20 protein-coding genes and 1 pseudogene are annotated in these 24,074 nt (G+C 73.2%); 13 read left to right on the forward strand and 8 right to left on the reverse strand.

The window, feature by feature from the left end; translation table 11 throughout:
* Nucleotides 1–11: 11 nt before the first annotated feature.
* Complete coding sequence (locus D9V36_RS04680) at nt 12–1,187, reverse strand: NAD(P)/FAD-dependent oxidoreductase (RefSeq protein WP_129292639.1); 1,176 nt, start codon at nt 1,185–1,187, stop codon at nt 12–14.
* Nucleotides 1,188–1,268: 81 nt separating this feature from the next.
* Here D9V36_RS04680 and D9V36_RS04685 point away from each other — a divergent pair, with 81 nt between their 5' ends.
* Complete coding sequence (locus D9V36_RS04685; protein ID WP_431357642.1) at nt 1,269–1,514, forward strand: hypothetical protein; 246 nt, start codon at nt 1,269–1,271, stop codon at nt 1,512–1,514.
* Nucleotides 1,515–1,593: 79 nt separating this feature from the next.
* Complete coding sequence (locus tag D9V36_RS04690) at nt 1,594–2,583, forward strand: glycine betaine ABC transporter substrate-binding protein (protein WP_129298187.1); 990 nt, start codon at nt 1,594–1,596, stop codon at nt 2,581–2,583.
* 111 nt (nt 2,584–2,694) lie between these two features.
* On the opposite strand, the gene D9V36_RS04695 is transcribed toward D9V36_RS04690, so the two are convergent.
* Nucleotides 2,695–3,852 (reverse strand): M20 metallopeptidase family protein, encoded by a 1,158-nt coding sequence (locus D9V36_RS04695; protein ID WP_241721265.1) that lies wholly within the window; start codon nt 3,850–3,852, stop codon nt 2,695–2,697.
* A 486-nt stretch (nt 3,853–4,338) separates the two neighbouring features.
* Here D9V36_RS04695 and D9V36_RS04700 point away from each other — a divergent pair, with 486 nt between their 5' ends.
* Nucleotides 4,339–4,998 carry an MSMEG_1061 family FMN-dependent PPOX-type flavoprotein gene (locus D9V36_RS04700; RefSeq protein ID WP_129292641.1) on the forward strand — a complete coding sequence of 220 codons (660 nt, stop codon included), beginning with the start codon at nt 4,339–4,341 and terminating at the stop codon, nt 4,996–4,998.
* Between the two features lie 359 nt (nt 4,999–5,357).
* On the forward strand, nt 5,358–6,152 hold the full coding sequence (locus D9V36_RS04705; RefSeq protein WP_129292642.1) for a uracil-DNA glycosylase: 795 nt from the start codon (nt 5,358–5,360) through the stop codon (nt 6,150–6,152).
* A 175-nt stretch (nt 6,153–6,327) separates the two neighbouring features.
* On the opposite strand, the gene D9V36_RS04710 is transcribed toward D9V36_RS04705, so the two are convergent.
* Complete coding sequence (locus D9V36_RS04710; RefSeq protein ID WP_129292643.1) at nt 6,328–7,245, reverse strand: SDR family oxidoreductase; 918 nt, start codon at nt 7,243–7,245, stop codon at nt 6,328–6,330.
* 208 nt (nt 7,246–7,453) lie between these two features.
* A pseudogene (locus tag D9V36_RS04715) lies at nt 7,454–8,224 on the reverse strand (SDR family oxidoreductase); the annotation flags it as partial.
* 82 nt (nt 8,225–8,306) lie between these two features.
* On the opposite strand from D9V36_RS04715, the gene D9V36_RS04720 reads away from it, so the two are divergent.
* From D9V36_RS04720 to D9V36_RS04735, 4 genes are read left to right on the forward strand one after another with little or no spacing between them, the layout of a single operon-like run.
* Nucleotides 8,307–9,080 carry an enoyl-CoA hydratase family protein gene (locus D9V36_RS04720; protein WP_129292644.1) on the forward strand — a complete coding sequence of 258 codons (774 nt, stop codon included), beginning with the start codon at nt 8,307–8,309 and terminating at the stop codon, nt 9,078–9,080.
* Between the two features lie 2 nt (nt 9,081–9,082).
* Nucleotides 9,083–9,922 (forward strand): CoA transferase subunit A, encoded by an 840-nt coding sequence (locus D9V36_RS04725; protein WP_129292645.1) that lies wholly within the window; start codon nt 9,083–9,085, stop codon nt 9,920–9,922.
* Nucleotides 9,919–10,668 (forward strand): CoA-transferase subunit beta, encoded by a 750-nt coding sequence (locus D9V36_RS04730; protein ID WP_129292646.1) that lies wholly within the window; start codon nt 9,919–9,921, stop codon nt 10,666–10,668. The genes D9V36_RS04725 and D9V36_RS04730 overlap by 4 nt, the downstream gene beginning before the upstream one ends.
* The gene (locus D9V36_RS04735; RefSeq protein WP_129292647.1) at nt 10,665–11,723 is read left to right on the forward strand and encodes an NAD(P)H-dependent flavin oxidoreductase; all 1,059 of its coding nucleotides are present in this window, start codon (nt 10,665–10,667) and stop codon (nt 11,721–11,723) included. Before D9V36_RS04730 ends, D9V36_RS04735 begins: the two co-directional genes overlap by 4 nt.
* A 114-nt stretch (nt 11,724–11,837) precedes the next feature.
* Here the strand turns inward: D9V36_RS04735 and D9V36_RS04740 are convergent, their stop codons facing one another.
* Nucleotides 11,838–12,995, reverse strand: coding sequence for an acetyl-CoA C-acetyltransferase (locus D9V36_RS04740; protein ID WP_129292648.1), 1,158 nt, complete (start codon nt 12,993–12,995; stop codon nt 11,838–11,840).
* Nucleotides 12,996–13,118: 123 nt separating this feature from the next.
* Nucleotides 13,119–13,901 carry an SDR family oxidoreductase gene (locus D9V36_RS04745; RefSeq protein ID WP_129292649.1) on the reverse strand — a complete coding sequence of 261 codons (783 nt, stop codon included), beginning with the start codon at nt 13,899–13,901 and terminating at the stop codon, nt 13,119–13,121.
* Nucleotides 13,902–14,138: 237 nt separating this feature from the next.
* Between D9V36_RS04745 and D9V36_RS04750 the strand changes: the two genes are divergently transcribed.
* A complete protein-coding gene (locus D9V36_RS04750) occupies nt 14,139–15,308 on the forward strand; it encodes an acyl-CoA dehydrogenase family protein (RefSeq protein WP_129292650.1) in 1,170 nt (389 codons plus the stop codon).
* Nucleotides 15,308–16,291, forward strand: coding sequence for an acyl-CoA dehydrogenase family protein (locus tag D9V36_RS04755; RefSeq protein WP_129292651.1), 984 nt, complete (start codon nt 15,308–15,310; stop codon nt 16,289–16,291). Before D9V36_RS04750 ends, D9V36_RS04755 begins: the two co-directional genes overlap by 1 nt.
* A gap of 92 nt (nt 16,292–16,383) precedes the next feature.
* On the opposite strand, the gene D9V36_RS04760 is transcribed toward D9V36_RS04755, so the two are convergent.
* Entirely contained in the window at nt 16,384–16,989 is a 606-nt protein-coding gene (locus D9V36_RS04760; protein WP_241720705.1) for a PadR family transcriptional regulator, read from the reverse strand.
* A 292-nt stretch (nt 16,990–17,281) separates the two neighbouring features.
* Here D9V36_RS04760 and D9V36_RS04765 point away from each other — a divergent pair, with 292 nt between their 5' ends.
* Complete coding sequence (locus D9V36_RS04765; protein ID WP_164992878.1) at nt 17,282–19,447, forward strand: FUSC family protein; 2,166 nt, start codon at nt 17,282–17,284, stop codon at nt 19,445–19,447.
* Nucleotides 19,448–19,474: 27 nt separating this feature from the next.
* On the opposite strand, the gene D9V36_RS04770 is transcribed toward D9V36_RS04765, so the two are convergent.
* The gene (locus tag D9V36_RS04770; RefSeq protein ID WP_129292653.1) at nt 19,475–20,668 is read right to left on the reverse strand and encodes a PP2C family protein-serine/threonine phosphatase; all 1,194 of its coding nucleotides are present in this window, start codon (nt 20,666–20,668) and stop codon (nt 19,475–19,477) included.
* A 317-nt stretch (nt 20,669–20,985) separates the two neighbouring features.
* Here D9V36_RS04770 and D9V36_RS04775 point away from each other — a divergent pair, with 317 nt between their 5' ends.
* Nucleotides 20,986–23,565 (forward strand): ATP-dependent Clp protease ATP-binding subunit, encoded by a 2,580-nt coding sequence (locus tag D9V36_RS04775; protein ID WP_129292654.1) that lies wholly within the window; start codon nt 20,986–20,988, stop codon nt 23,563–23,565.
* On the forward strand, nt 23,543–24,040 hold the full coding sequence (locus tag D9V36_RS04780; protein ID WP_129292655.1) for a DUF6328 family protein: 498 nt from the start codon (nt 23,543–23,545) through the stop codon (nt 24,038–24,040). The genes D9V36_RS04775 and D9V36_RS04780 overlap by 23 nt, the downstream gene beginning before the upstream one ends.
* The last annotated feature ends 34 nt before the right edge of the window (nt 24,041–24,074 follow it).

Below are 24,074 nucleotides of genomic sequence, written 5' to 3' on the forward strand. Positions count from 1 at the left end.
GGCGGGCAGCCTCATTCCTCCGCCCCTTCCTGCCCCTCCCCTTCCTCCCCCGCCCGTTCGGCGAACCGGTCCGGGCGGAACGGCCGCGGGTCCAGCGGGCCGGGTGCCCCCGTCAGCGCGGCGGCGATCAGCAGGCCGGTGGCCGGGGCGAGTCCGATCCCCGCGCCCTCGTGGCCGCAGGCGTGCAGCAGGCCCGGCAGGCGCGGGTCGGGGCCGATCGCCGGGAGGTGGTCGGGGAGGTAGGGGCGGAACCCCTGATAGGTGCGCATCACCCGGATGCCCGCCAATACGGGGAACAGGGCTGCGGCTTGGGCGGCGAGCCGGCGCAGCACTCCGACGGAGAGCGTGCGGTCGAAGCCGATCCGTTCCCTGCTGGCGCCGATCAGGACCGGTCCGGCCGGGGTGCCCTCGACGACGGCTGAGGTCTGCAGCGCCGCCGATCCGCTGGCCACGTCGGCGACATAGTCCGCGGCATAGACCTTGCGGCGTACGACACGCGGCAGCGGCTCGGTGACCAGCACACATCCCCGGCGCGGCAGGACGGGGACCCGCACCCCCGCGAGCGAGGCCAGCCGGCCGGCCCAGGTGCCGGTGGCGTTCACCACCGCGGGGGCCAGGAGGTCGCCCCGCGGGGTACGGACGCCCCGTACCGTCCCGCCGGGCCCCCGCAGGACGGCCGTGACCTCCGTGCCCAGGTGCAGCCGCGCTCCGGACGCACGCAGCAGATGGGCGGCGGCCAGGGCGGGCTGGACCTGCGCGTCCTGCGGGTAGAGGACGCCTCCGGCGAGGCCGGGCGCCAGATGCGGTTCGGCGTCCCGCAGCCGGTCGGCGACGAGGCAGTCGCTGCGCACGCCCGCCCTGCCCTGCGCCGCGCGGAAGGCGTTCAGCGCCACCATGCCGGGTTCGTCGGAGGCCACGACCAGCCCGCCCTTCGCCTCGTACTCGATCTCCGGCGGCAGCTCCGCGGCGAGTTCGCGCCACAACCGGAGTGAGAACAGGGCGAGTTCGAGTTCGGGCCCCGGTTCCTTGTCGGAGACCAGCAGATTCCCCTCACCGGCGCCGGTGGTACCGCCCGCGACGGGTCCGCGGTCGACGACGGCGACATCAAGGCCGGACCGGCCGGCGTAGTAGGCACAGGCGGCGCCGACCACTCCCGCCCCGACGACGACCACGTCCGGAGCATCCAAAGACTGTCTGTGTCTCGTGGGCACATCAGTAATATGTCACACAACACAGCCTCTGGAAAGGGGACTTGAAGATCTGCCGCCTTGGCTTCACCACCGGCCCGGACGGCCGCGGGAGTGCCGGAGGACGGGGCCGGGCTCGGGCTCGGGCTCGGGCTCGGGCTCGGGCTCGGCAACCGGATCTTCCGCGGGATCTCCAGCCTGGACAGTGCGAACACGCTCAACGCAGTACTGTCGGGGACACTCGGAATCGTCGTCCCAGCCCTGCCGTTCGACGCCGGGTACGTGCTGATCGGACGGCCCACCATCACACGGGGGACCCGTGGCTGACTCTGCCGAACTCGTCGAACCGACCTCCCTGCCGTCCGGCGCCGCGGGCCCCGGCGGGTCCGGGTCCGGAGGTGGACTGATGCGCCTGGCCCAGGTACGGACGGCCGTCGCGGGCGCGGGCGCCCTGCTGCTCGCCGCCGCGGGGCTGAGCGGCTGCGGACTGACCAGCGGCAGCCCGCTGGCCGACTCGGTACGGCCCGGCTCCGTCGGGAAGGGGCGACCGCTGGCCGGCGCCCGACTGACCGTGACCTCGAAGGAGTTCACCGAGCAGATCATCCTGGGCCAGATCATGGGGCTGGTCTTCAAGGCGGCCGGCGCGGAAGTCCTGGACCGGACGGGCATCCAGGGCTCGATCGGTGCCCGCGAGGCGGTCAAGTCCGGTGCGGCGGACGGGATGTACGAGTACACCGGCACGACCTGGATCACCTACCTCGGTCACACCAAGCGGGTCGTCGACCCGTACAAGCAGTGGGAGGCCGTACGCGAGGAGGACCGCCGCAACGGCATCACCTGGCTGCCCGCCGCCCCGCTCAACAACACCTACGCGCTGGTCGCGAACCAGGCGAACGCGCACAAGTACCGGCTGCGCACGCTCTCCGACGTGGCACGTCTGACGAAGAAGGACCCGGGCGCGGCGACGATCTGCGGTGGAAGCGAGTTCTCGGTGCGCGAGGACGGCCTGCCGGGCGTGGCGAAGACGTACGGATTCGCGCTCCGGCGCGGGAACTTCAAAAAGATGGACGACGGCGTCGTCTACACCCAGGTCGCCGAGGGGGCGGCCTGCTCCCTCGGAGTGGCGGCCACCACCGACGGCCGCATTCCCGAACTCAAGCTGAAGGTGTTGGAGGACGACCGGCACTTCTTCCCCAACTACAACGCGGCACCCGAGATGAACAGCGCCACCATGAGGAAGTACCCCGCCATCGCCGGCCTCCTCGCCCCGATCACCAAGCGGCTGACGGGGGCCCAGGCCCAGCGGCTGAACGCGCGGGTGGACGTGGACGGGGAGGACCCGCACGAGGTGGCGAAGGACTGGCTGGTGCGGGAGGGCTTCATCCGGGAAGGCTGACAGCCGGATTCGTACGAGCGGCCGAAGGGCGGGAGGGGAGCGCCCTGCCCTTCGCGTAGACGCTGTCGCCCGGAGGGCCGGGGCACCAGGCATGGATGTTCCTCAGCCCCGTCACCGGCTCCCGGTCCGCTCCGCGATCCACCCCGCCATGGCGCGTACGCCGATGCCGATGGCGCGCTCGTCCGGGGCGAAATCGGGGTAGTGCGGGTAGCTGGTGGTGAGGGGGGCGCCGGGGGCACGGACGCCGAGGAAGGTGAACGTGCCGGGGAGACAGTCCAGGTAGAGGGCGAAGTCCTCGCCGCTGAAGGGCGGAAAGGCCGCATGGAGTTCGGTCACCGCGTCTCGGCCGAGGGTGTGCCGGAGGTGGTGGGCGAGCACACGGGCATCATGTTCCGGGCAGACCATGGCAGGGAACGGCTCGGCGGGGAAGCTCACCCCGGCCCCCGCGTACAACGCGGCCAGGTGACGGATGTCCTCGCGTACCTCCACGTACCGTCCCTGAGGCCAGCAGCGGTAGGACACACTCACCTTGGCGTCCTCGGCCCGGGCCCGCAGGGCCACGAACCGGGCCAGCGGCCCGTCGGGCATCTGGGCGTCGGCGACGATACGTTCGAGGTCGGCGGCGGTCTGCGGTGGTGCCACCGTGGCGAGTGCGCCGATCTCGTCGGCCAGTCGACGTGCGGCATCGGGCGCGTCCGGCCCGGAGACGGTCACCTCCGCCTTGTCCTGGCCCGGCATGCCGAAGCCGGGGGTCACGGCGAACCGGCCGACGGGGAACGGCCCGCAGTGCAGCGCATGGATCTCCTCCGCGCGGGTGCGCTCCAGCACACCCGCGTCGATCAGTGCACGGGCCCCCGACAGGGTCTCCTCGGCGGGCTGGAAGAGGAACACCACGGTTCCGTCCAGTTGCCGCCGCAGCCGCGCCAGGACCTGTGCGACGCCGAGCGCCACGACGGTGTGGATGTCGTGCCCGCAGAAGTGGGCCGCCTCCCGGCCGCCCCCGACGATGTCCTTGGGCGGCACCGCGTCCAGGTCCGCCCGGTACGCGACGGTCCGGCCCGGACGCGTCCCCCGCAGGACGCCGACGACGCCGTGGCCGCCCACTCCGGTGGTGACGGCCAGCCCGGCTTTCCGCAGCTCCCGGGCCACCGCAGCGGCGGTGCGCCGCTCCTGTCCCGGCGCCTCGGGATGCCGGTGAAGGTCCCGCCGGAGCGCGATCAGCCCCTGCTCCAGGCGCGCCACCTCGGCGTCCACCGCCCCTTGCGCCATGGCCTCCCCCTGCCCGTCGGCGGCAGCCCTGCCCGCAGTTCCCCACACGGCTCCCGCACCGGCGGCCGCTGTGCCGGCCAGTACCGTACGGCGCGCGAGATCACGCTCCCCGGGACGATTCACCGCTCCTCCTTCGATCCGGCAACTGGTCTTTTATTCCGGCCAGTTGGTCCTCTGGCTGTAGTTGCGGCTTCACCAGGCCTCCGGGAACGCCCGCCGGGCAGCCCGAATGCGCCACCGCATCCGCATGACCGGTCCGTCGTCGCCAGGTGAGCGAAACCCGGATACGACACGATGGCCGCAGGCAAAGGCCGTTGCCCATCCGGCGCGCCCCCATGGGGAGGTGGGGACAACCCCCCATCGGGACCCCGGTCCACGCAGAGCGGAACGGTCCGAAGAGAAAGTGGATCAGCAGGCGCGACCGTCTCTATGTCCCCGCAGTCACCGACCAAGATCAGTCGCAGGTGGGCCATTAGGGTCGGTGGCATGACGACCTCCCTTGCCAGCAGTACCTTCGACTCGCTCCGCCTCGACGCCGTGCCCGATCAGGACGCGTTACGCCGGGTCTACGAGCTGCCCAAGGACGCGGCCATACGCAAACAGATGACCGAACTAACCGAGCAGACACGGCGGTTGATCGGCTGCTCCTCGCTGGTCCTGGTCGCCAGCGCGGACGCCGAGGGTAACTGTGACGTCTCCCCGCGCGGCGGCCCCGCCGGGTTCGTCGCCGTCCTGGACGCACGGACGGTGGCGATACCGGACGCGACCGGCAACAAGCGTCTGGACACCCTGCAGAACGTCATCGCCACCGGACGGGCCGGGCTGCTGTTCGTCATCCCGGGGCGTACCACGACGCTCAGGGTGAACGGCCGGGCCTGCGTCTCCACCCGCCCCGAGCTGCTGTCGCAGCTGACCGCCGTGGGCAAGCCGCCGGCCAGCGCGCTGGTGCTGGGGATCGAGGAGGTCTACCCGCACTGCCCCAAGTCGCTCCTGCGCAGCGGGGCCTGGAAGCCGGGGCAGTGGCTGCCGACGGACGCCCAGCCGACCTCGGCCGAGGTGACGCTGGCCCAACTGCGGATGCCGGAGCTGACGATCACTGACGTCGAGCAGGCGGAGGCGGATTCACTGAAGTACCGGTACGAGTAACGGGCCGACCTGCGTTAACTGAACCACCAGCCCGTCGAATCCCCGGACCAGCACGCCCCAAGATCAATCGCGGGGCTGCCGGAAATAGGGGCGACCGTGCCCGGCAACTCGTAGAGGCTGAGATTCCAAACGTTTCACCCGCACGGATGATCCTCGCCCCGGCACACAGCCGAGACACGTGATCTCCGCGTCTTCGACGCGGAGATCACGGCGCAGCGTTGTCCACCACGTTCCGCGTCTGGTGGGGGTGAGTGCCGGCCCGCTCCAGGCCGGTGGCGGCCCGGACGGCAACCGGGCGGCGACCAGGCGGCGCGTCACGACAGCGCGTGCGTTGCGCGATGCGGCATTAGCGTGGAGGGATGAACGACACCGGGGCGGCTGGGGCACCGCCGCCCGGCAGGGACGAGGCGGCCTTCCCCGTCCATCACGCCGGGCGCTGCGGCGGGCTCGCGGAGCTGGACGCGCAGCTGGTCCGCTGCCGCGCCTGTCCCCGGCTGGTGGAGTGGCGCGAGGAGGTCGCGGCGCATCCGCGGGCGGCGTTCCGGGACCAGGAGTACTGGGCGCGGCCCGTCCCGGGATTCGGGCCGTCCGGTGCGGCGCTGGCCATCGTGGGACTCGCTCCCGCCGCTCACGGGGGCAATCGCACCGGCCGGATGTTCACCGGGGACGCCTCCGGTGACTTCCTGTTCGCCGCTCTCCATGCGGTGGGGCTCGCATCCCGGCCCACCGCGACGCACCGGGGCGACGGGCTGGAGCTGTACGGAGTGCGGGTCACCGCACCGGTCCACTGCGCTCCGCCGGACAACCGGCCCACGCCCGCCGAGCGGCGTACCTGCCGGCCATGGCTGTCGGCGGAGCTCGAACTCCTCAGCCCCGGCCTGCGTACGGTCGTGGTGCTCGGTGCCTTCGGCTGGCAGGCGCTGCTGCCCGTACTGGGCGACGCGGGGTGGCCGCTCCCCCGGCCCCGCCCCGCGTTCGGTCACGGCGTACAGCTGACCCTGCCCGCGACCGGGCGGCGGCGGGAGCTCCAGGTGCTCGGCAGCTACCACCCCAGCCAGCGCAATACGTTCACCGGCCGGCTCACCTTCGGCATGCTCGTCGATCTGCTCGCCCGCGCCGCCCGACTTGCGGGGCTGGAGCCTCCAAGAGGCTGACGGACAAGACGGAGGACGGAAGGCAGAAGGCGGAAGGCGGAAGGCGGAAGGTCGAAGTGGAAGGTGGACGACGGAAGAGCGAGACGGCTGCGCAGACCGGTGGGTGACCGGATGACGGCCGAGAAGTCCTCGTGCCCGGCGCGGATCCGAGCGGCGGGCCCCGCCCCGTCCCGCGTCAGCGCGCGCCGTACACCGGCCGTGGTTCCTCGGCGGCGGCCAGCAGTTCGCGTGCGGCCACGCCCGCCTCGGCCGGTGTCCAGCGGCACTTTCTGTCCGCGGTGGGGCCGGGGCGCCAGCCCTCCATCACGGTGATCCGGCCCGCCTCGGCTTCGAAGACCCGGCCGGTGACCCCGGCGCTGTCGGCGGAGGACAGCCAGACCACCAGGGGGGAGACGTTCTCCGGGGCCATCGCGTCGAACTCCCCCTCGGCGGGCGCCGCCATCGTCGCGGCGAAGGTCTGCTCGGTCATACGGGTGCGGGCGGCCGGTGCGAGGGCGTTGACCTGCACGCCGTAGGGCGCGAGTTCGGCGGCGGCGACGAGGGTGAGGCCGAGAATGCCGGCCTTGGCGGCGGAGTAGTTGCCCTGGCCGACGCTGCCGAGCAGCCCGGCGCCCGAACTGGTGTTGACGATCCGGGCGTCGGGGGTGCGGCCGGCCTTGGCCTCGGCCCGCCAGTGCGCCGCGGCGTGCCGCAGGGGCAGGAAATGACCCTTGAGGTGGACCCGGATGACCGCGTCCCAGTCGTCCTCACCGAGGTTGACCAGCATCCGGTCGCGCAGGAATCCGGCGTTGTTGACGAGGGTGTCGAGGCGGCCGAAGGCCTCCAGGGCGGTGGTGACGAGCGAGGCGGCGCCGTCGGTGGTGGTGATGTCGCCGGTGTGGGCGACGGCCCGGCCGCCGCGGGCCCGGATCTCGTCGGCGACCTGCTGGGCCGGTCCGGCCGAGGCGCCGGCCCCGTCGGGGGCCACCCCGAGGTCGTTCACCACGACCTGGGCGCCTTCGGCGGCGAGGGCCAGGGCGTGGGCCCGGCCCAGGCCGCGGCCCGCCCCGGTGACGGCGGCCACGCGTCCCGTGCAGATTCCGGTGCCGGTCATGTCCGTACTCCTTTGCCGGTCATGTCAGTTGCCTTCATGGCGTCGGGTCGGTGCCCTGCGGGGAGCCGGGCGTGGTGGGGTGGTGGGTGGTGGCGGGGTCGGGCGCCGTACGGTGACGGGCGGTGGCGGACGCGCGGGAGTGAGGGACGGTGGCGGCATTCGACGCCCCGGGGCGGTTGACCGTGGCGGCATCGGACGCCCCGGGGCGGTTGACCGTGGCGGCGTCGAGGAAGGCCGGGCGCTCTCCGCCGCCGTGGACGAGCAGGCTCGCCCCGGTCAGGTAGGCGGCCCGGTCGGAGGCGAGGAACACACAGGCGTCGCCGATCTCGGCGGGTTCGGCGAGCCGGCCGAGCGGGACGGTGGCGCCGACGGCCGCGATGCCCGCCTCGTCGCCGTAGTGCAGGGCGGCGAGTTCGGTGCGCACCATGCCGAGGACGAGGGTGTTGACCCGGACGTCGGGGGCCCATTCGACAGCCATGGAGCGGGCGAGGTGGTCCAGACCCGCCTTGGCCGCGCCGTAGGCGGCGGTGCCGGGCGAGGGGCGAGTGCCGCTGACGCTGCCGATCATGAGGACCGAACCGCCGGCCGGCCCGCCCCGCAGCACCTCGTAGGCGGCGAGCGAGGCGGTCAGCGGGGCCAGGAGGTTGAGCGCGACCACCCGGGCGTGCCGCTCGGGTCCCCCCTCCCCCAGCAGCCGGTACGGCGTGCCTCCGGCGTTGTTGACCAGGCAGTCCAGCCGGCCGTAATCGTCCGCGAGCCGGGCGAAGAAGGCGTGGACGGCGGACTGGTCGCGCAGGTCCAGAGGGCGGAACTGCGCAGTGCGGCCGGCCGCCGTGACGGGGGCGTCCGGTGGCCTGCGCGCGCAGACGACGACCTCCGCACCGGCCCGCAGGAAGGCGCGGGCGATACCCGCGCCGACGCCGCGGGTGCCGCCGGTGACGACGGCCAGCCGCCCGGACAGATCGAGAGCCAGGCTCACGGAGCACCCCTCCCGCAGCGCACCATCCGCTGCTAACTTCGCTACCTAACAAACGCTTGGTGGAAAGGTAGCTGATCTGCTCATGGGTGTCTCCACCTCCAAGCCTGATCAGGGCGTCGCCGTCGTCACCGTCGACTTCCCGCCGGTCAACGCCCTTCCCGTACAGGGCTGGTACGACCTCGCCGCGGCCGTGCGCGCGGCCGGCCGCGACCCCGGCGTCCGCTGCGTCGTCCTCACCGCGAACGGCCGCGGCTTCAATGCGGGGGTCGACATCAAGGAGATGCAACGGGACACCGCGTCCGGCGGGCACGGTGCCCTGCTCGGTGCCAACCGCGGCTGTGCCGAGGCGTTTTCGGCGGTCTACGCCTGCGAGGTCCCCGTCGTCGCGGCGGTGCACGGCTTCTGCCTGGGTGGCGGCATCGGCCTCGTCGGGAACGCGGACGCGATCGTGGCCAGCGACGACGCCACCTTCGGGCTCCCGGAGCTGGACCGCGGCGCGCTCGGCGCGGCCACCCATCTGGCCCGGCTGGTCCCGCAGCACCTGATGCGCGCGCTCTACTACACCTCCCGCACCGTCACCGCCGCCGAACTGCAGGCGCACGGCTCGGTCTGGCAGGTCGTCCCGCGCGCGCAACTGCCGGGCGCCGCACGGGATCTGGCCCGGGAGATCGCCCGGAAGGACGGCTTTCTGCTCCGGCTGGCCAAGGCCGCCCTCAACGGCATCGACCCCGTCGACGTGGGACGCAGCTACCGCTTCGAGCAGGGCTTCACCTTCGAGGCGAACCTCAGCGGTGTCGCCGACCGCGTCCGCGACACCTTCGGTGCGCCGGGCACCACCCCGACGAAGGAAGGCTGACCGTGACCGACAAGACCATGACGCCCGAGGACGTCGTCTCGCGGCTGCGCAGCGGGATGACCCTCGGCATCGGCGGCTGGGGTTCGCGCCGCAAGCCGATGGCGCTGGTGCGGGCGCTGCTGCGCTCCGACATCACCGATCTGACCGTGATCTCCTACGGCGGCCCCGATGTCGGCCTGCTCGCCGCCGCGGGCAGGATCCGCACCCTGGTCGCCGCGTTCGCGACCCTCGACTCGATCCCCCTCGAACCGCACTTCCGCGCGGCCCGTCAGCGCGGTGCGTTCGAGCTGCGGGAGATCGACGAGGCGATGTTCATGTGGGGCCTGCACGCCGCCGCCAACCGGCTGCCGTTCCTGCCCGTGCGGTCCGGCCTCGGCTCGGACGTGATGCGCGTCAACCCCGGCCTGAAGACCGTCACCTCGCCCTATGAGGACGGCGAGACGTTCGTCGCGGTGCCGGCCCTGCGCATGGACGCGGCGCTGGTCCATCTCAACCGTGCCGACCGGCTCGGCAACGGCCAGTACCTGGGCCCCGACCCGTACTTCGACGATCTGTTCTGCGAGGCCGCGGACAGTGCGTATGTCTCCTGCGAACGGCTCGTGGACGACTTCGCCACGGCCGCCCCGCAGACCCTCCTGGTCAGCCGCCATGCGGTCACCGGAGTGGTGGAGGCCCCGAACGGCGCGCACTTCACCTCCTGCGTCCCCGACTACGGACGTGACGAGCCCTTCCAGAAGCTGTACGCCACCACGCCCTGGGCCGAGTTCGCCGAGCGGTTCCTGTCGGGGGACGAGAAGGCGTACTGGTCCGCGGTCGAATCCTGGCACGAGGAGCAGCAGTGAGCGCTACCCCCACCACGACGACCCGCGCCGAGTACTGCGTCATCGCCTGCGCCGAGGCCTGGCGCGACGACGGCGAGGTACTGGCCGGCCCGATGGGCCTGATTCCGTCGATCGGCGCCCGGCTCGCCCGGTGCACCTTCTCCCCCGATCTGCTCCTCACCGACGGCGAGGCCATGATCGTCGGCGCGGACGGCTCGGCCGAGGGCTGGCTGCCCTACCGCCGGCACCTCACCATGGTCACCGGCGGCCGGCGCCATGTGATGATGGGCGCGAGCCAGCTCGACCGCTTCGGCAACCAGAACATCTCCTGCATCGGGGCGTGGGAGCAGCCCGACCGCCAGCTCCTGGGGGTCCGCGGCGCCCCGGTCAACACCCTCAACAATCCGGTCAGTTACTGGGTGCCGAAACACTCGAAGCGGGTCTTCGTCGAGAAGGTCGACATGATCTGCGGGGTCGGATACGACAGCGCGGCCGCCGCCGGGCCGTCCGCGACCCGCTACCACCGCATTCCGCGCGTCGTCTCCGACCTCGGGGTCTTCGACTTCGAGACCGCCGACCGCGCGATGCGGCTGGCCGGTGTGCATCCCGGCGTGACGGTCGAGGAGGTCCTGGAGGCCACCGGGTTCCCGCTCGCGCTGCCCGACAAGGTGCCCTTCACCCGGGAGCCCACCGACACCGAACTCCGGCTGATCCGTACGGTCCTCGACCCGGAGGGGCGGCGCGAGCGCGAGGTGCCGGCGGCATGACGGACGTCCGGATCGAGACGCCGCTGACCCGGCTCGTCGGGGTGCGCCACCCCCTGGTGCAGACCGGCATGGGGTGGGTGGCGGGACCCCGGCTGGTCTCGGCCGCGGCCGAGGCGGGCGCCCTGGGGATTCTCGCCTCGGCCACCATGACCGTCGCTCAGCTGCGTACGGCGATCCGCGAGGTGGCGTCCCGTACGGACGCGCCCTTCGGGGTCAACCTCCGCGCGGACGCGGCGGACGCGGACGAGCGGGTGCGCCTGATCGTGGCGGAGGGCGTCCGGGTCGCCTCGTTCGCGCTGGCGCCCTCCCGTGAGCTGATCGCCCGGCTGAAGGACGCGGGGGTCGTCGTCATCCCGTCCGTGGGCGCCCGCCGCCATGCCGAGAAGGTCGCCGCCTGGGGCGCGGACGCGGTCGTCGTCCAGGGCGGGGAGGGCGGCGGCCACACCGGGAAGGTCGCCACGAGCGTGCTGCTTCCGCAGGTCGTGGACGCGGTCGGTATCCCGGTGATCGCCGCGGGCGGCTTCTTCGACGGCCGGGGCCTGGTCGCGGCGCTCGCCTACGGCGCGGCCGGTATCGCCATGGGCACCCGCTTCCTGCTGACGTCGGACAGCACCGTGCCGCGGGCCGTGCAGGACCGCTATCTGGCGGCGGGCGTCGCGGACGTCACCGTCACCACCAAGGTGGACGGTCTGCCGCACCGGATGCTGCGCAGTGAGCTGGTCGAGGCGCTGGAGCGGTCAGGGCGCGCCACCGCGCTGCTCGGAGCCGTCCGGCGGGCCGCGTCGTTCAGGAAGCTCTCCGGCCTGAGCTGGCCGCGGATGGTCCGGGACGGCCTGGCGATGAAGCACGGCCGGGAGCTCTCCTGGAGCCAGGTCCTGCTGGCCGCGAACACCCCGATGCTGCTCAAGGCCTCGATGGTCGAGGGCCGTACCGATCTCGGGGTGATGGCTTCCGGTCAGGTCGCCGGCGTGATCGAGGATCTGCCGTCCTGCGCGGAGCTCGTCGACCGGATCATGGCCGAGGCGCGGGCGGCGCTGGGCACGCTGCCGCGCTGAACGGGACGCCGTGGCCCGGGCGGGGAGGGTGGTCTCCCCGGCCGGGCCACGGTGGTGCGCGGCAGGCCCGTCGGTACGTACGGCGGGCGGCAACCGGGGCCGCCGAACCGGGCGTCAGAGGCGTTCGATGATGGTGACGTTGGCCTGACCGCCGCCCTCGCACATGGTCTGCAGGCCGAACCGGCCGCCGGTGCGTTCCAGTTCGTGCAGCAGGGTCGTCATCAGCCGGACGCCGGTCGCACCGAGCGGATGGCCCAGCGCGATGGCGCCGCCGTTGACATTGACCCGCTCCGGGTCGGCGCCGGTCTCCTCGATCCAGGCCAGCACCACGGGCGCGAACGCCTCGTTGATCTCGACCAGGTCGATGTCGCCGAGGGACATCCCCGTCTTTCTCAGCGCATACGCCGTCGCCGGGATCGGCGCGGACAGCATCCGGATGGGGTCCGCACCGCGCACCGACAGATGGTGGATACGGGCGCGCGGGGTGAGGCCGTGCTCGGCCACTGCCCGCTCGGAGGCGAGCAGCAGGGCGGCCGCGCCGTCGGAGACCTGTGAGGAGACCGCCGCGGTCAGCCGGCCGCCCTCGACGACGGGTGGCAGCGCGGCCATCTTCTCCGGTGAGGTGTGGCGGCGCGGTCCTTCGTCGGCGGTGACTTCCCCGTAGGCGACGATCTCCCGGTCGAAGCGGCCCTCGTCGAGGGCGCGGACGGCCCGGCGGTGCGAGCGCAGCGCGAACTCCTCCATGTCCGCACGGGAGATTCCCCACTCGTCGGCGATGAGTTCGGCGCCGTGGAACTGGTTGACGGGTGCCTCGCCGTAGCGGGCCCGCCAGCCCTCGGAGCCGGCGAACGGGCCCTCGGTCAGTCCGAGCGGGGCGGCGGCCTGCCGGCTGGCGAAGGCGATCGGGATCTGCGACATGTTCTGCACACCGCCCGCGACCACCAGGTCCTGGGTGCCGGAGAGCACGCCCTGCGCCGCGAAGTGCACGGCCTGTTGCGAGGAGCCGCACTGGCGGTCCACGGTGACGCCGGGCACCTCCTCGGGCAGTCCGGCGGCCAGCCAGCAGGTCCGGGCGATGTCCCCGGCCTGCGGGCCCACGGTGTCCAGGCAGCCGAAGACGACGTCCTCCACGGCGGCCGGATCGGCGCCGCTGCGCGCCATCAGCGCCGTCAGCACATGGGCGCCCAGATCGGCGGGGTGGACGGCCGACAGACCGCCGCCCTTCTTGCCCACCGGGGTACGGACCGCGTCGACGATATAGGCCTCGGGCATGGGGTCTCCTCGGTTCGGATTCTGCGACGGTGGCGGCCGGATCCGCAAGGTGGTGCCGGCCGCCGCCGGCGGGTACCGGTGGGCGGTCCGCCCGGGGTCGCAGGGCGCCCGGCCCACCGCGCCTCACGCATGCTGGGAGCTGACCGACACCGTTTCCCCGGTCATGTAGGAGGCGTAGTCGCCGGCCAGGAAGACGATGACGTTGGCGACCTCCCAGGGTTCGGCCCAGCGGCCGAACGCCTCCCGCTCGGTGAGCTCCGCCAGCAGCTCGGGCGTGGTCACCTTCGCCAGGTGCGGGTGCATCGCGAGGCTGGGCGAGACCGCGTTGACGCGTACGCCGTACTCGGCGGCCTCCATGGCGGCGCACCGGGTCAGCGCCATCACCCCGGCCTTGGCCGCGGCGTAGTGGGCCTGGCCGCGCTGGGCACGCCAGCCGACGACCGAGGCATTGTTGACGATCACGCCGCCGCGGCCGTCGGCCTTCATCCGGCGCAGGGCGGCCCGGGTGCAGCGGAAGGTGCCGTTCAGGGTCACGTCGAGGACCGCGTCCCACTGGGTGTCGGTCATCTCGACGAGGTCGGCGGTGCCGCCGAGCCCGGCGTTGTTGACCACGATGTCGAGGCGGCCGTGGCGCTCCTCGGCGGCGTCCAGCAGGGCGCTCACCTGGCCCTCGTCGGTGACGTCGCAGGGCAGTGACGCCACCTGGCCGGCGCCGAACTCCCCGGCCAGTGCCTCGGCGGTGGCCCGCAGCCGGCGCGCGTGGGCGTCACCGAGGACCACCCGGGCGCCTTCCTCCAGGAATCTGCGGGCGGTGGCCCCGCCGATGCCGGCTCCGGCGGCCGCGGTGATGACGGCGGTCCGCCCGTCGAGCAGATGGTGGCCGGGCACATAGGGCGGCGGTGTCATCCGTGAGCCTCCTCTTCCCGCAGCCTGCTGCGGTCTCCGGGGCCGGGGCTCCCGACGGTGACGGGGCCTCGACGCCGCTCTGCCGGTACGTTAATCTACCAAACACTTGTTAGGGAAGCGCCTCTCGGGGCTTGCCAGGGAAGGAGGGCGGATGCCCGCTGCCCACCACCACGACGCACTCCCGAGCGGTGTTCCGCGGGGGCCTCAGGCGGTCGCCGCCCGGGAGGCGGGGGCCTGATGGACCTCGACCTCACCGCCGCGGACGAGGCCTTCCGGGCCGAGGCCCGTGCCTGGCTCAGCGCGCAGGTGCCCGCCGTTCCGCTGCCGTCACTGGAGACCGCGGAGGGCTTCTCCGCCCACCGGGAGTGGGAGCACCGGCTCGCCGCGGACCGCTGGTCGGTGGTCTCCTGGCCCGAGGAGTACGGCGGCAGGGGCGCTTCGCTCCTGCAGTGGCTGCTCTTCGAGGAGGAGTACTACGCCGCGGGCGCCCCCGGGCGGGTCGGCCAGAACGGCATCAGCCTCCTCGCTCCCACCCTCTTCGAGCACGGCACCGACGAGCAACGCGCCCGCGTCCTTGGCCCCATGGCGCGCGGCGAGGTCATCTGGGCGCAGGCCTGGTCGGAGCCGGAGTCGGGGTCGGATCTGGCGTCACTGCGCTCGACCGCCGTACGGACCGACGGCGGCTGGCTGCTGAACGGGCAGAAGACCTGGTCGTCCCGGGCCGCCTTCGCCGACCGCGCCTTCGGGCTGTTCCGCAGCGACCCGGACGCCGCCCGCCCGCACCAGGGGCTCAGCTATCTGATGTTCGCGCTGGACGCGCCGGGCGTGACGGTGCGCCCCCTCGGCCGGCTGGACGGCAAGCCGGCCTTCGCCGAACTCTTCCTCGATGAGGTCTTCGTGCCGGATGCGGACGTCATCGGGGAGCCGGGCCGGGGATGGCAGGTCGCCATGAGCACCGCAGGCAACGAACGCGGCCTGACGCTCCGCAGTCCGGGCCGCTTCACCGCGGCCGCCGGACGGCTGGCCGCGCTGTGGCGCGAGGCGCCACAGACGGCAGGCCCGGCGCTCGGCGAGCGGGTCGCCGACGCACTGATCGGCGCCAGGGCGTATCAGCTGTTCGCCTACGCCCACGCCTCCCGGCTCGCCGCCGGCGGGTCGATCGGCGCCGAGTCCAGCCTGAACAAGGTCTTCTGGTCCGAGCTCGACATCGCCCTGCACGAGACCGCCCTGGACCTGCTCGGCCCGTACGGCATGCTCGCCGATGACGCCGACGAGGCGCCCGCGCACGGGAGTTGGGCCGAGGGGTACACCTTCTCCCTGGCCGGGCCGATCTATGCCGGCACCAACGAGATCCAGCGCGACATCATCGCCGAGCGGCTGCTCGGTCTGCCGAAGGGACGCCGCTGATGCGCTTCCTTGCGACCGCTGAGCAGCGGGAGTTCGCCCGTACGCTGGACGCCCTGCTGGGGGCGTGTGGCACCCCGGCCGTGGCGCGGGCCTGGGCGGCCGGCGAGCACAAGCCGGGCCGTGAGCTGTGGGCGCGGATCGCGGCGGCGGGCGTGTTCGCGCTGGCCGTGCCGGAGCGGCACGGCGGGATGGGACCGCTGCCGGTCGAACTGGCGCTGTCCTTCGTGGAGTTGGGGCGGCACGCCGTACCGGGGCCGCTGGCGGAGACGGTGGCCGCGGCCGCCTTCCTGGAGCGTCTCGGCGAGAGTGCCACGGCCCCGGAGCTGCTGCCGCGGATCGCCGCGGGCGATGCCGTGGTGAGCCTGTGCGTCCGAGGCCCGTTCGCCGTGGACGCGGATGCCGCCGATGCCGTCCTCGTCGTCGAGGGCGACACGGTGCGCCGTACGGTCGCCCACGGACCCGTGCAGGCCTCGCTCGATCCCGCCCGGCGGCCGGCGCGCCCGCTCGGCGGCGACGTGCTGGCGACGGGCCCCGCGGTGGCCGCGGCCGCCGCACACGCCGTCGAGGTCGCACGGCTCGTCACCGCCGCGCAGTCCCTCGGCCTCGGCCGGGCCCTGCTGGCGGCGACGGTGTCCTACGCCAAGCAGCGCACCCAGTTCCACCGGCCCATCGGCTCGTTCCAGGCGGTCAAACACCGGCTTGCCAACACCCTGATCGGGCTGGAGTTCGCGCAGCCGCTGGTGTACGCGGCGGCCCTGGCCCTGGCGGCGGATGCCCCGTCGGCCGGCCGGGAGGTGGCGGCGGCGAAGGTCGCGGCGGGAGAGGCCGCCCATGCCGCGGCGCTTACGGCACTCCAGGTGCACGGCGCCGTCGGTTACACCGCGGAACTGGACCTCTCGCTGTGGATCCGCAAGGCCCGCCCGCTGCGGGACGCGTGGGGAACCCCGGCCGAGTGCCGCGCGCGGGTGCTGGCAGCCTCCTGACGCCGGGGACCGAGGGCGCAAGGGGGGCCTAGCCGGCCTGCGCCCGCCGGTCCGCCCCTCGCCGGTCCGCCGGGCGCCCTGCGGATCCGCCCCTACGGGAGCCTGCGGTCCCGCTCGTCCAGGTCGGCGAGCATGGCGTCGGCCAGATCCCGCTCGGCGGTGTAGTACCGCTCCGACCACTTCAGGACGAGTGAGGGGCAGGACCGGGCCTCTTCGGCACGGGCAGCCGCCCCGTCCGCCTCGGCGCGCCGGCGCATCGTCTCCGCGTACTCCCGGTGACGGCCCAGCACTTCACGCATCCGGTCGCCCTCCAGCAGATGGCCGAGCCAGAGCCGCAGCATCACCCCGTGCTTGAGGACCGGGGGTTCCACCGGCGCCTCACGCACCCAGTGGCGGACCGCCGCCATCCCCTCGTCGGTGATCACATAGACCCGCTTGTCGCGGTGGCCGGTCTCCTGGGCGACCGTCCGGGAACTGGCGTAACCGGCCTTCTCCAGGCGCTTCAGCTCGCCGTAGATCTGACTGAAGGACGGGCTCCAGTAGAAGAAGTGCAGCGACCGGTCCGACCGTTTCTTCAGGTCGTAGCCGGACAGTTCCTCACCGAAGGAGAGCAGGCCCAGCACCGCCCAGCCGGTGGCCGGCAGTGCAGGTCGCTCCGCATCGCCGGCGCTCACGGCGCCCGCCTTCTTGTCCGTCACGCCCCGCAGTGTACGGTCCGCTTCCGCGCCTGCCCGCCCGGGACATCGCCAACTCCCCTCCCCCGCACTCCCGTTCCCTGCACCCGTGTGCACCCCGCGAGAGGCCTTCTTCGGGGGCACCCGGCGTGCCCGGCGCCTTCTCCCACCCCGGTCCGCCGGGTGCCGCGAGGCCTTCCCCCGCCGCCCGCGCGGTGCGGACGGCGAGCCGCTGGCCAATAGTGGAAAGGTGAGCCGGCTACAGGGAACTTCCCCGCGGTCCGGGCCGCGGCCGTCGGCCGGCGGGCCCGCCCGGATGGTGCGGCACAGACTGCGCTACCTGCTGGAGCACGGACGGCAGGTCCTGCGCGGACACCGCTCCGTGGTCGGCAACGCGCTGCGGGTGACGGTGGCCTCGTGCCTGGCCTTCTACGTCTGCCGCTACGCCCTCGGGCTGACCGTGATGTCTGTCTACGCCATGTTCACCGTGGTGTCGCTGGGCGTGCTCGCCCGGATCCCGGGGTCCGGACGCCAGCGGGCCACGACCGCGCTCATGGCGATCCCCGCCGGGCTGGCGCTCGTCACCCTGGGCACGCTGCTCGCCGTACAGACGTGGGCCGCCGTCCTCGGCATGCTCGTCATCGGATTCCTGGTGGCGTACGCGGGCACCACCGGACCACGGATCGCCGGGGCGGCCCCCGGGATGCAACTGCTCTACATCCTGCCGTGTTTCCCGCCCTACGCCCCGGAAGCGCTCGGCCAGCGGCTGTCCGGCTTCCTGCTGGGCGCGGTCCTGCTCGCGCTGGCCCAGCGCTTCCTGCTGCCCGAACCGGACACCCCGCCGTTCTGCCGGCTGCTGGCCGATGCGGCCGACGCCGCGGCGCGCCTGGCGGACCATCACGGCGGGCCGCTTCCCGTCCGGGCGCTCGACCGGGCGCACCAGACCGGGGACGCACTGCGCCCGTCCCGGGTGCCGCCGGCCGACCTGCCCGCCTCCCCCACCCTCACCCACAAGGCCATGGCGCATGCGACCGAGGCGGTGCGCACCCTGCTGGCCCGGCTGGAGGCCCTGCACGCCTCGGTCGGGCCGCAGTACGTCTACCACCCGGAGACCGTGGTGCTGCTCCAGGGCATCAGCGACGCCGCCCGGGCGGCGGCACAGGCCCTGCGGCGGGGCAAGCGGCTGCGGCCCGGTGAGGGGCCGTCCGCCGCCGTCCTGCAGAGCGAGCTGGCGCCGGTGCGGGCCCACCGGGCCGTGGACGCCCTGGAGCGGCTGAGCGGCGACGACCGGCTGGTCTACCTGCGCCGCCGGTCCCAGGTGGTGCAGGCCGCCGACAGCGCCGTCGTCCTCGCGCTGGCCACCCGGCTGCTGCTGGGCGACCGGTCCGTCGAACGAAGCCCCGCCGGGCACACCTTCTCCTATGCGCGGGCGCGCTTCCACGAGCTGTGGTGGCAACGGCTGACCACCCACCTCACCCCCCGCTCGGTGATCTTCCAGAACGCCTGCCGGTTCGCACTCGGCCTGGCCGCCGCACGGCTCGTCGCCGGGCTCCTCGATCTGCAGCACGGCTTCTGGGTGCTGCTGGCCACGCTCACCCTGACCCGTACCACCAGCCTGGAGACCTGGTCCGCGGTCCGCCAGGCGCTGGCCGGCACCCTGGTCGGTGCGGTGCTGGCAGGGGGGCTGCTGGTGCTGGTCCACGACCGGGACACGGTGTACGCACTCGTGCTGCCGGTGGTGATGCTGGTGGCGTTCATCGCGGGGCCGCTGCGCGGGCTGGCCTGGGCGCAGGGCGGATTCACGCTGGTCGTCGCCACGCTGTTCGCACAGGTCTCCCCCGTCACCTGGCAACTGGCCCCGGTCCGGCTGGTGGATGTGCTGGTCGGCAGCCTCATCGGGCTGGCCTGCGGGCTGGTGGCCTGGCCGCGGGGCGCGGGCCGCGAGGTGCGCCGCAGCATGGCGGGGCTGTGCTCGGCCATCGCCGACGCCATCGGGTACACCACCGCACGGGTCGTCGACCGCTCCGGCAGTGCGGACTGCCTGGAGATCAACCGGGCCCTCGTCCTCGCGCAGGAGAGCCTGGCCCAGTACCACTGCGAGCTGCGGGACGAGAGTGCCTGGCAGCCGGACTGGCCCTCGGTGCTGGTCGCCGGGGCGGACGCCCGGCGCGGCGAACGGCTGCTGCCCGGCCGGCCGGGCCGGATCGCCCCGCAGGAGGTCGGCACCTGGCTGCGCCACGCGGCCGACCGGACGGCGGCCGACTACCGGTCCCTCGCCCGGCATCTGCGCTCGGACGGCGAGGTCCCCCGGGCCGACGCCCGGCCGCTCGACATCCGCGCGCTGCTGGCGGTGGCCCCGGCCGTGCCGCGGCACGGCCCGGACCGGGAGGCCCGCGCGCTCTCGGCCGCGCTGCTCCTCGACTCGGTGATCTGGCTCGATGCGCTCACCGCCGATCTGGACCGGATCCACCAGGAGATGTGACGCCGCGCCATCGGCCGGCCACCCGGCTCAGCGCCTCCCCAGCGGCTGCCACTCCAGGAGCAGGATCGTGGCGTCGTCGCTCAGCCCGCCGTGCCGGCTCTCCAGAATGACGTGGATCAGCTGACGGAGCGCTTCCGAGGCGAGCTCGCCGACCGCGGTGGCCCGGATGATGGAGTCGGTGAACCCGGCCAGGCCGAAGCGGCCGCCACCGGCCGTGCGGGCCTCGGTCACACCGTCGGTGTACAGCAGCACCCGGTCCCCCGGCTCCAGGGCCTCCCGGTGGACCGTGCGCGGGGCGTCGGCGAGTGTGGCGGGCATGCCCATCGGAGGTTCGCTCGGGCGCTCCAGCGCCTTGTGGACCTGGTGGTCGCGGATCAGCAGGGGCGGCGGATGGCCGCAGTTGCACCAGGTCAGCACCCCGCTGGTGAGATCCAGCCGGGCGGCGATGCCGGTGCAGTACTGCTCGGGCAGCCACTCGGCGAGCACCGCGTCCACGGTCTTGACGAGTTCCGGCAGCGCGGCGCCCATCCGGCGCGCGCTGCGGCAGCCGGCCATGGCGATCGACGTGGTCAGCCCCGAGGCGAGGTTGTGTCCCATCGCGTCGAGGATCACCGCATGCAGCGTCGACTCGGTCAGCGCGTGGTCGAAGGCGTCTCCGCCCAGCCCGTAGGCCGGTTCCAGGACGCCGGTGGACACCGCCCGGTCGCTGCCGACGGTCCGCGGGGGCAGCAGGGAGCGCACCAGCTCGGCGGGCAGCGTCATGGTGTCCGTGCGGGTCTTGCGCACCACGTGGTCGCTGATCCCGCGCTGGGAGGTGATCGCCATGGACAGGACCGCCACCAGGGTGCGGCAGCGGCGCAGCACGGCGCCGTCCAGGGCGTCGACGTGCACCCCCACCACGCCCAGCCGGTCCGCGCCGTTGACCAGCGGCAGCCAGGCGATGAGAGGGCCGGCGGGGCTCTCCTCGACGCGCAGCGCCAGCGTGCGGTAGGCCCAGCCGGCCAGCGACTCGTCCACCAGGAGCGGTTCCCCGCCGGCGAGCGGCGTCAGCTGCCGCTGCTGGAGGTCCACGAGGTGGACGTCCACCCGGCGCAGACCGATCCGGGCGGCGTAGCGGTCGACCAGGGCGAGGAAGCGTGAGGGGGGCGCGGTGTGGACGGCGGTCAGGAACTCCTGCAGCAGCTGCTCGCCGTCACCGGCCGGAACACTCTCCACGGCCATCCGCGCGTCCCTCCGAACACCGTGCCTCGTCATGACCACTGCGAGCCAAGTGCGTTCCGGGCACCCGCGCCATCCGGAAGCGCCACACGGCCCAACGGCCGCGCCCGCGCGGCGAGCGCCGCCGGACGCGGGCGTGCGGCTCCCATCCGCCCGGGTGCGGATGGGGTGGCGGGCCCTGATCCTGAAGCAGTGGAGCCATGTGCGTGTGCGGCGTCGCCGCTCGCGGGCATCCGCCGGACAAGAGCACGCGGCAACAGCACAGGGAACCCGACCAGGCAGCATGTCGCGGTACCGCCGTGGCAGCGGAACGGACACGCATGAGCAATGGATTCATGGGTCCGGAGGGCTACGGCCCGGACTCGTTCGGTGACTTCCTCGCCCGCTTCTTCGGTGCCGCGCCGTCCGCGAGCGGTGAACCGGGGCAGCCCGCGCCCCGGCAGGCGGACATCGCGCGCATGATGAGCGGCCCCGCCCGGGACCTGGTGACCTCCGCCGCCGCTTACGCCGCCGAGCACGGCAGCCCGGAGCTCGGCACCGAGCACCTGCTGCGGGCCGCCCTCGCCGCCGAACCGACCCGCACCCTGCTGCAACAGGCGGGGACGGACCCCGACGCGCTGGCGGCCGAGATCGACAGCAGCGCCGGTTCGGGGCCGAAGCAGTCCAGCGTCGCCGTGACCCCCGCGGTCAAGCGGGCGCTGCTGGGCGCGCACGACCTGGCGCGGGACAACGGCGCCTCGTACATCGGCCCGGAGCACGTCCTGGACGCGCTGGCGGCCAACATGGACTCGGCGGCCGGGCGCATTCTGAACCTCGCCCACTTCGACCCGCAGGCCGCGCCGCAGAGCGGCCACGGGGTCCCGCACGTGGCCTCCGAGCACGGCACCCCGCCGAAGCACGACACACCGACCCTGGACAAGTTCAGCCGCGATCTGACCGACCTGGCCCGGGCGGGCCGGATCGATCCGGTCATCGGCCGCGAGGACCAGATCGAGCAGACCATCGAGGTGCTGTCGCGCCGGGGGAAGAACAACCCGGTGCTGGTCGGTGACGCGGGAGTGGGAAAGACGGCGATCGTCGAGGGCCTGGCCCAGCGCCTCGCCGACGGCGACGTTCCCGAGAACCTGTCGGGTCGGCGCGTCGTCGCCCTGGACCTGACGTCCGTGGTCGCCGGCACCCGCTACCGCGGTGACTTCGAGGAGCGGATGAACGCCATCATCGAGGAGGTCCGGGCGCACCCCGAGTCGCTGATCGTCTTCATCGACGAGCTGCACACGGTCGTCGGCGCCGGCGGCGGCAGCGGGGACGGCGGCTCCCTGGAGGCGAGCAATATGCTCAAGCCCGCCCTGGCCCGCGGCGAGATGCATGTCATCGGCGCCAGCACGCTGGAGGAGTACCGGCGCAACATCGAGAAGGACGCCGCGCTCGCCCGCCGCTTCCAGCCCATCCTCGTGCCCGAGCCGGACGTCGCCGACACGGTGGAGATCCTGCGCGGGCTGCAGGACCGCTACGAGGCGCATCACCAGGTCCGCTACACGAACGAGGCACTGCTCGCCGCGGTCGAACTCTCGGACCGCTATATCGCCCACCGCTTCCTGCCCGACAAGGCGATCGACCTGCTCGACCAGGCGGGCGCACGGGTCCGGCTCCGCTCGGGAGCCAAGGCCACCGACGTCCGCGATCTGGAACGCGAGCGGGAGCAGCTGGTGCGGGACAAGGACCAGGCGGTCGCCGCCGAGCAGTACGAGCGGGCCACCGAGCTGCGCGACCGGGTCGCCGCCCTCACCGCGCGGATCGAGGCCGGCCGGGGCGAGCCGCCGACCGACCGCCGGATCGTGCGGGTCACCGCCGAGGACATCGCCGAGATCGTGTCGCGGCAGACCGGTGTGCCGGTGAGCAGTCTGACCCAGGAGGAGAAGGAGCTGCTGCTCGGCCTGGAGGAACGGCTGCACACCCGGGTGATCGGCCAGGACGACGCGGTCACGGCCGTCTCCGAGGCGATCCTGCGGTCCCGGGCCGGGCTCGCAGACCCCGACCGCCCGATCGGCAGCTTCCTCTTCCTCGGCCCGACGGGTGTCGGCAAGACCGAGCTGGCCCGCGCGCTCGCCGAGGCGCTGTTCGGCAGCGAGGAGCGGATGGTGCGCCTGGACATGAGCGAGTATCAGGAGCGGCACACGGTCAGCCGGCTGGTCGGTGCTCCCCCGGGATACGTCGGCCACGAGGACGCGGGCCAGCTGACCGAGGCGGTACGCCACCACCCCTATGCGCTGCTGCTGCTCGACGAGGTCGAAAAGGCGCACCCCGATGTCTTCAACATCCTGCTCCAGGTCCTCGACGACGGGCATCTGACCGACTCCCAGGGCCGCCGTGTCGACTTCAAGAACACCGTGGTCGTGATGACGAGCAATCTCGGCTCCGAGGCGCTGAGCGGCGGCCGCGGGGTGCTCGGTTTCGGCCCGGACGTCACGGGGGCGGAGGCGGGCGACGGCGCGCGGGAGCGGGCGCTGGGATCCCTGCGCGAACACTTCCGCCCGGAATTCCTCAACCGGCTCGACGAGATCATCGTCTTCCGCCGGCTCACCGACGACCAGCTGCGGCAGATCACCGGCCTGCTGCTCGACGGGACCACCCGCAGGCTGCGCGCCCAGGACATCTCCATCGAGTTCACCCCCGGTGCCGTGGACTGGCTCACGCACCGCGGCCACCAGCCCGAATACGGCGCCAGGCCGCTGCGGCGCACCATCCAGCGCGAGGTCGACAACGCGCTCTCGCGGCTGTTGCTGGACGGCGCGCTGTCGGAGGGCGGCGCGGTGCGCGTGGAGGTGAAGGACAGCGAGCTGGTGTTCCGTACCGAGGAGAAGCACGAGGGGGCTCCGGGTGGCGCCGCTGGGACCGCGTGACACCTCCCAGGGGCGCCACGAGTCACCGGAGGAGCGGGCCGACCGGCGGTGGAACGAACTTCTGCAGGAGGTCCGGGTCATCCAGACCGGGGTACAGATCCTCTTCGCGTTCCTGCTCACCGTCGTCTTCACCCCGCGCTTCGCCACGCTGGAGCCGACGGACAAGGTCATCTACGTGGTGACGGTCCTGCTGGGGGCCGCCACGACCGGCGCGCTGATCGGTACGGTGACCTTTCACCGGCTGGTCACCGGGCACCGGCTGAAACCGGAGACGGTCATGTGGGCCTCCCGCCTGGCCCTGCTGGGGATCATCCTCCTGCTGGCGACGGTCGCCTCCGCGCTGCTGCTGATCCTGCGCATCGCGCTGCACAACTCCGCCGTCCCCTGGGTCGTCACCGGGCTGGTCGCCTGGTTCATGATCTGCTGGTTCGTGCTGCCCGCCTTGGTCCTGCGCCACTATTCGGCCAAGGACTGAACCGGTATCGGTCCGGGGCCGAAAAGGGTTCACG

Origin of the sequence: Streptomyces lydicus (genome assembly GCF_004125265.1) — a bacterium.
Lineage (GTDB): Bacteria > Actinomycetota > Actinomycetes > Streptomycetales > Streptomycetaceae > Streptomyces > Streptomyces lydicus_C.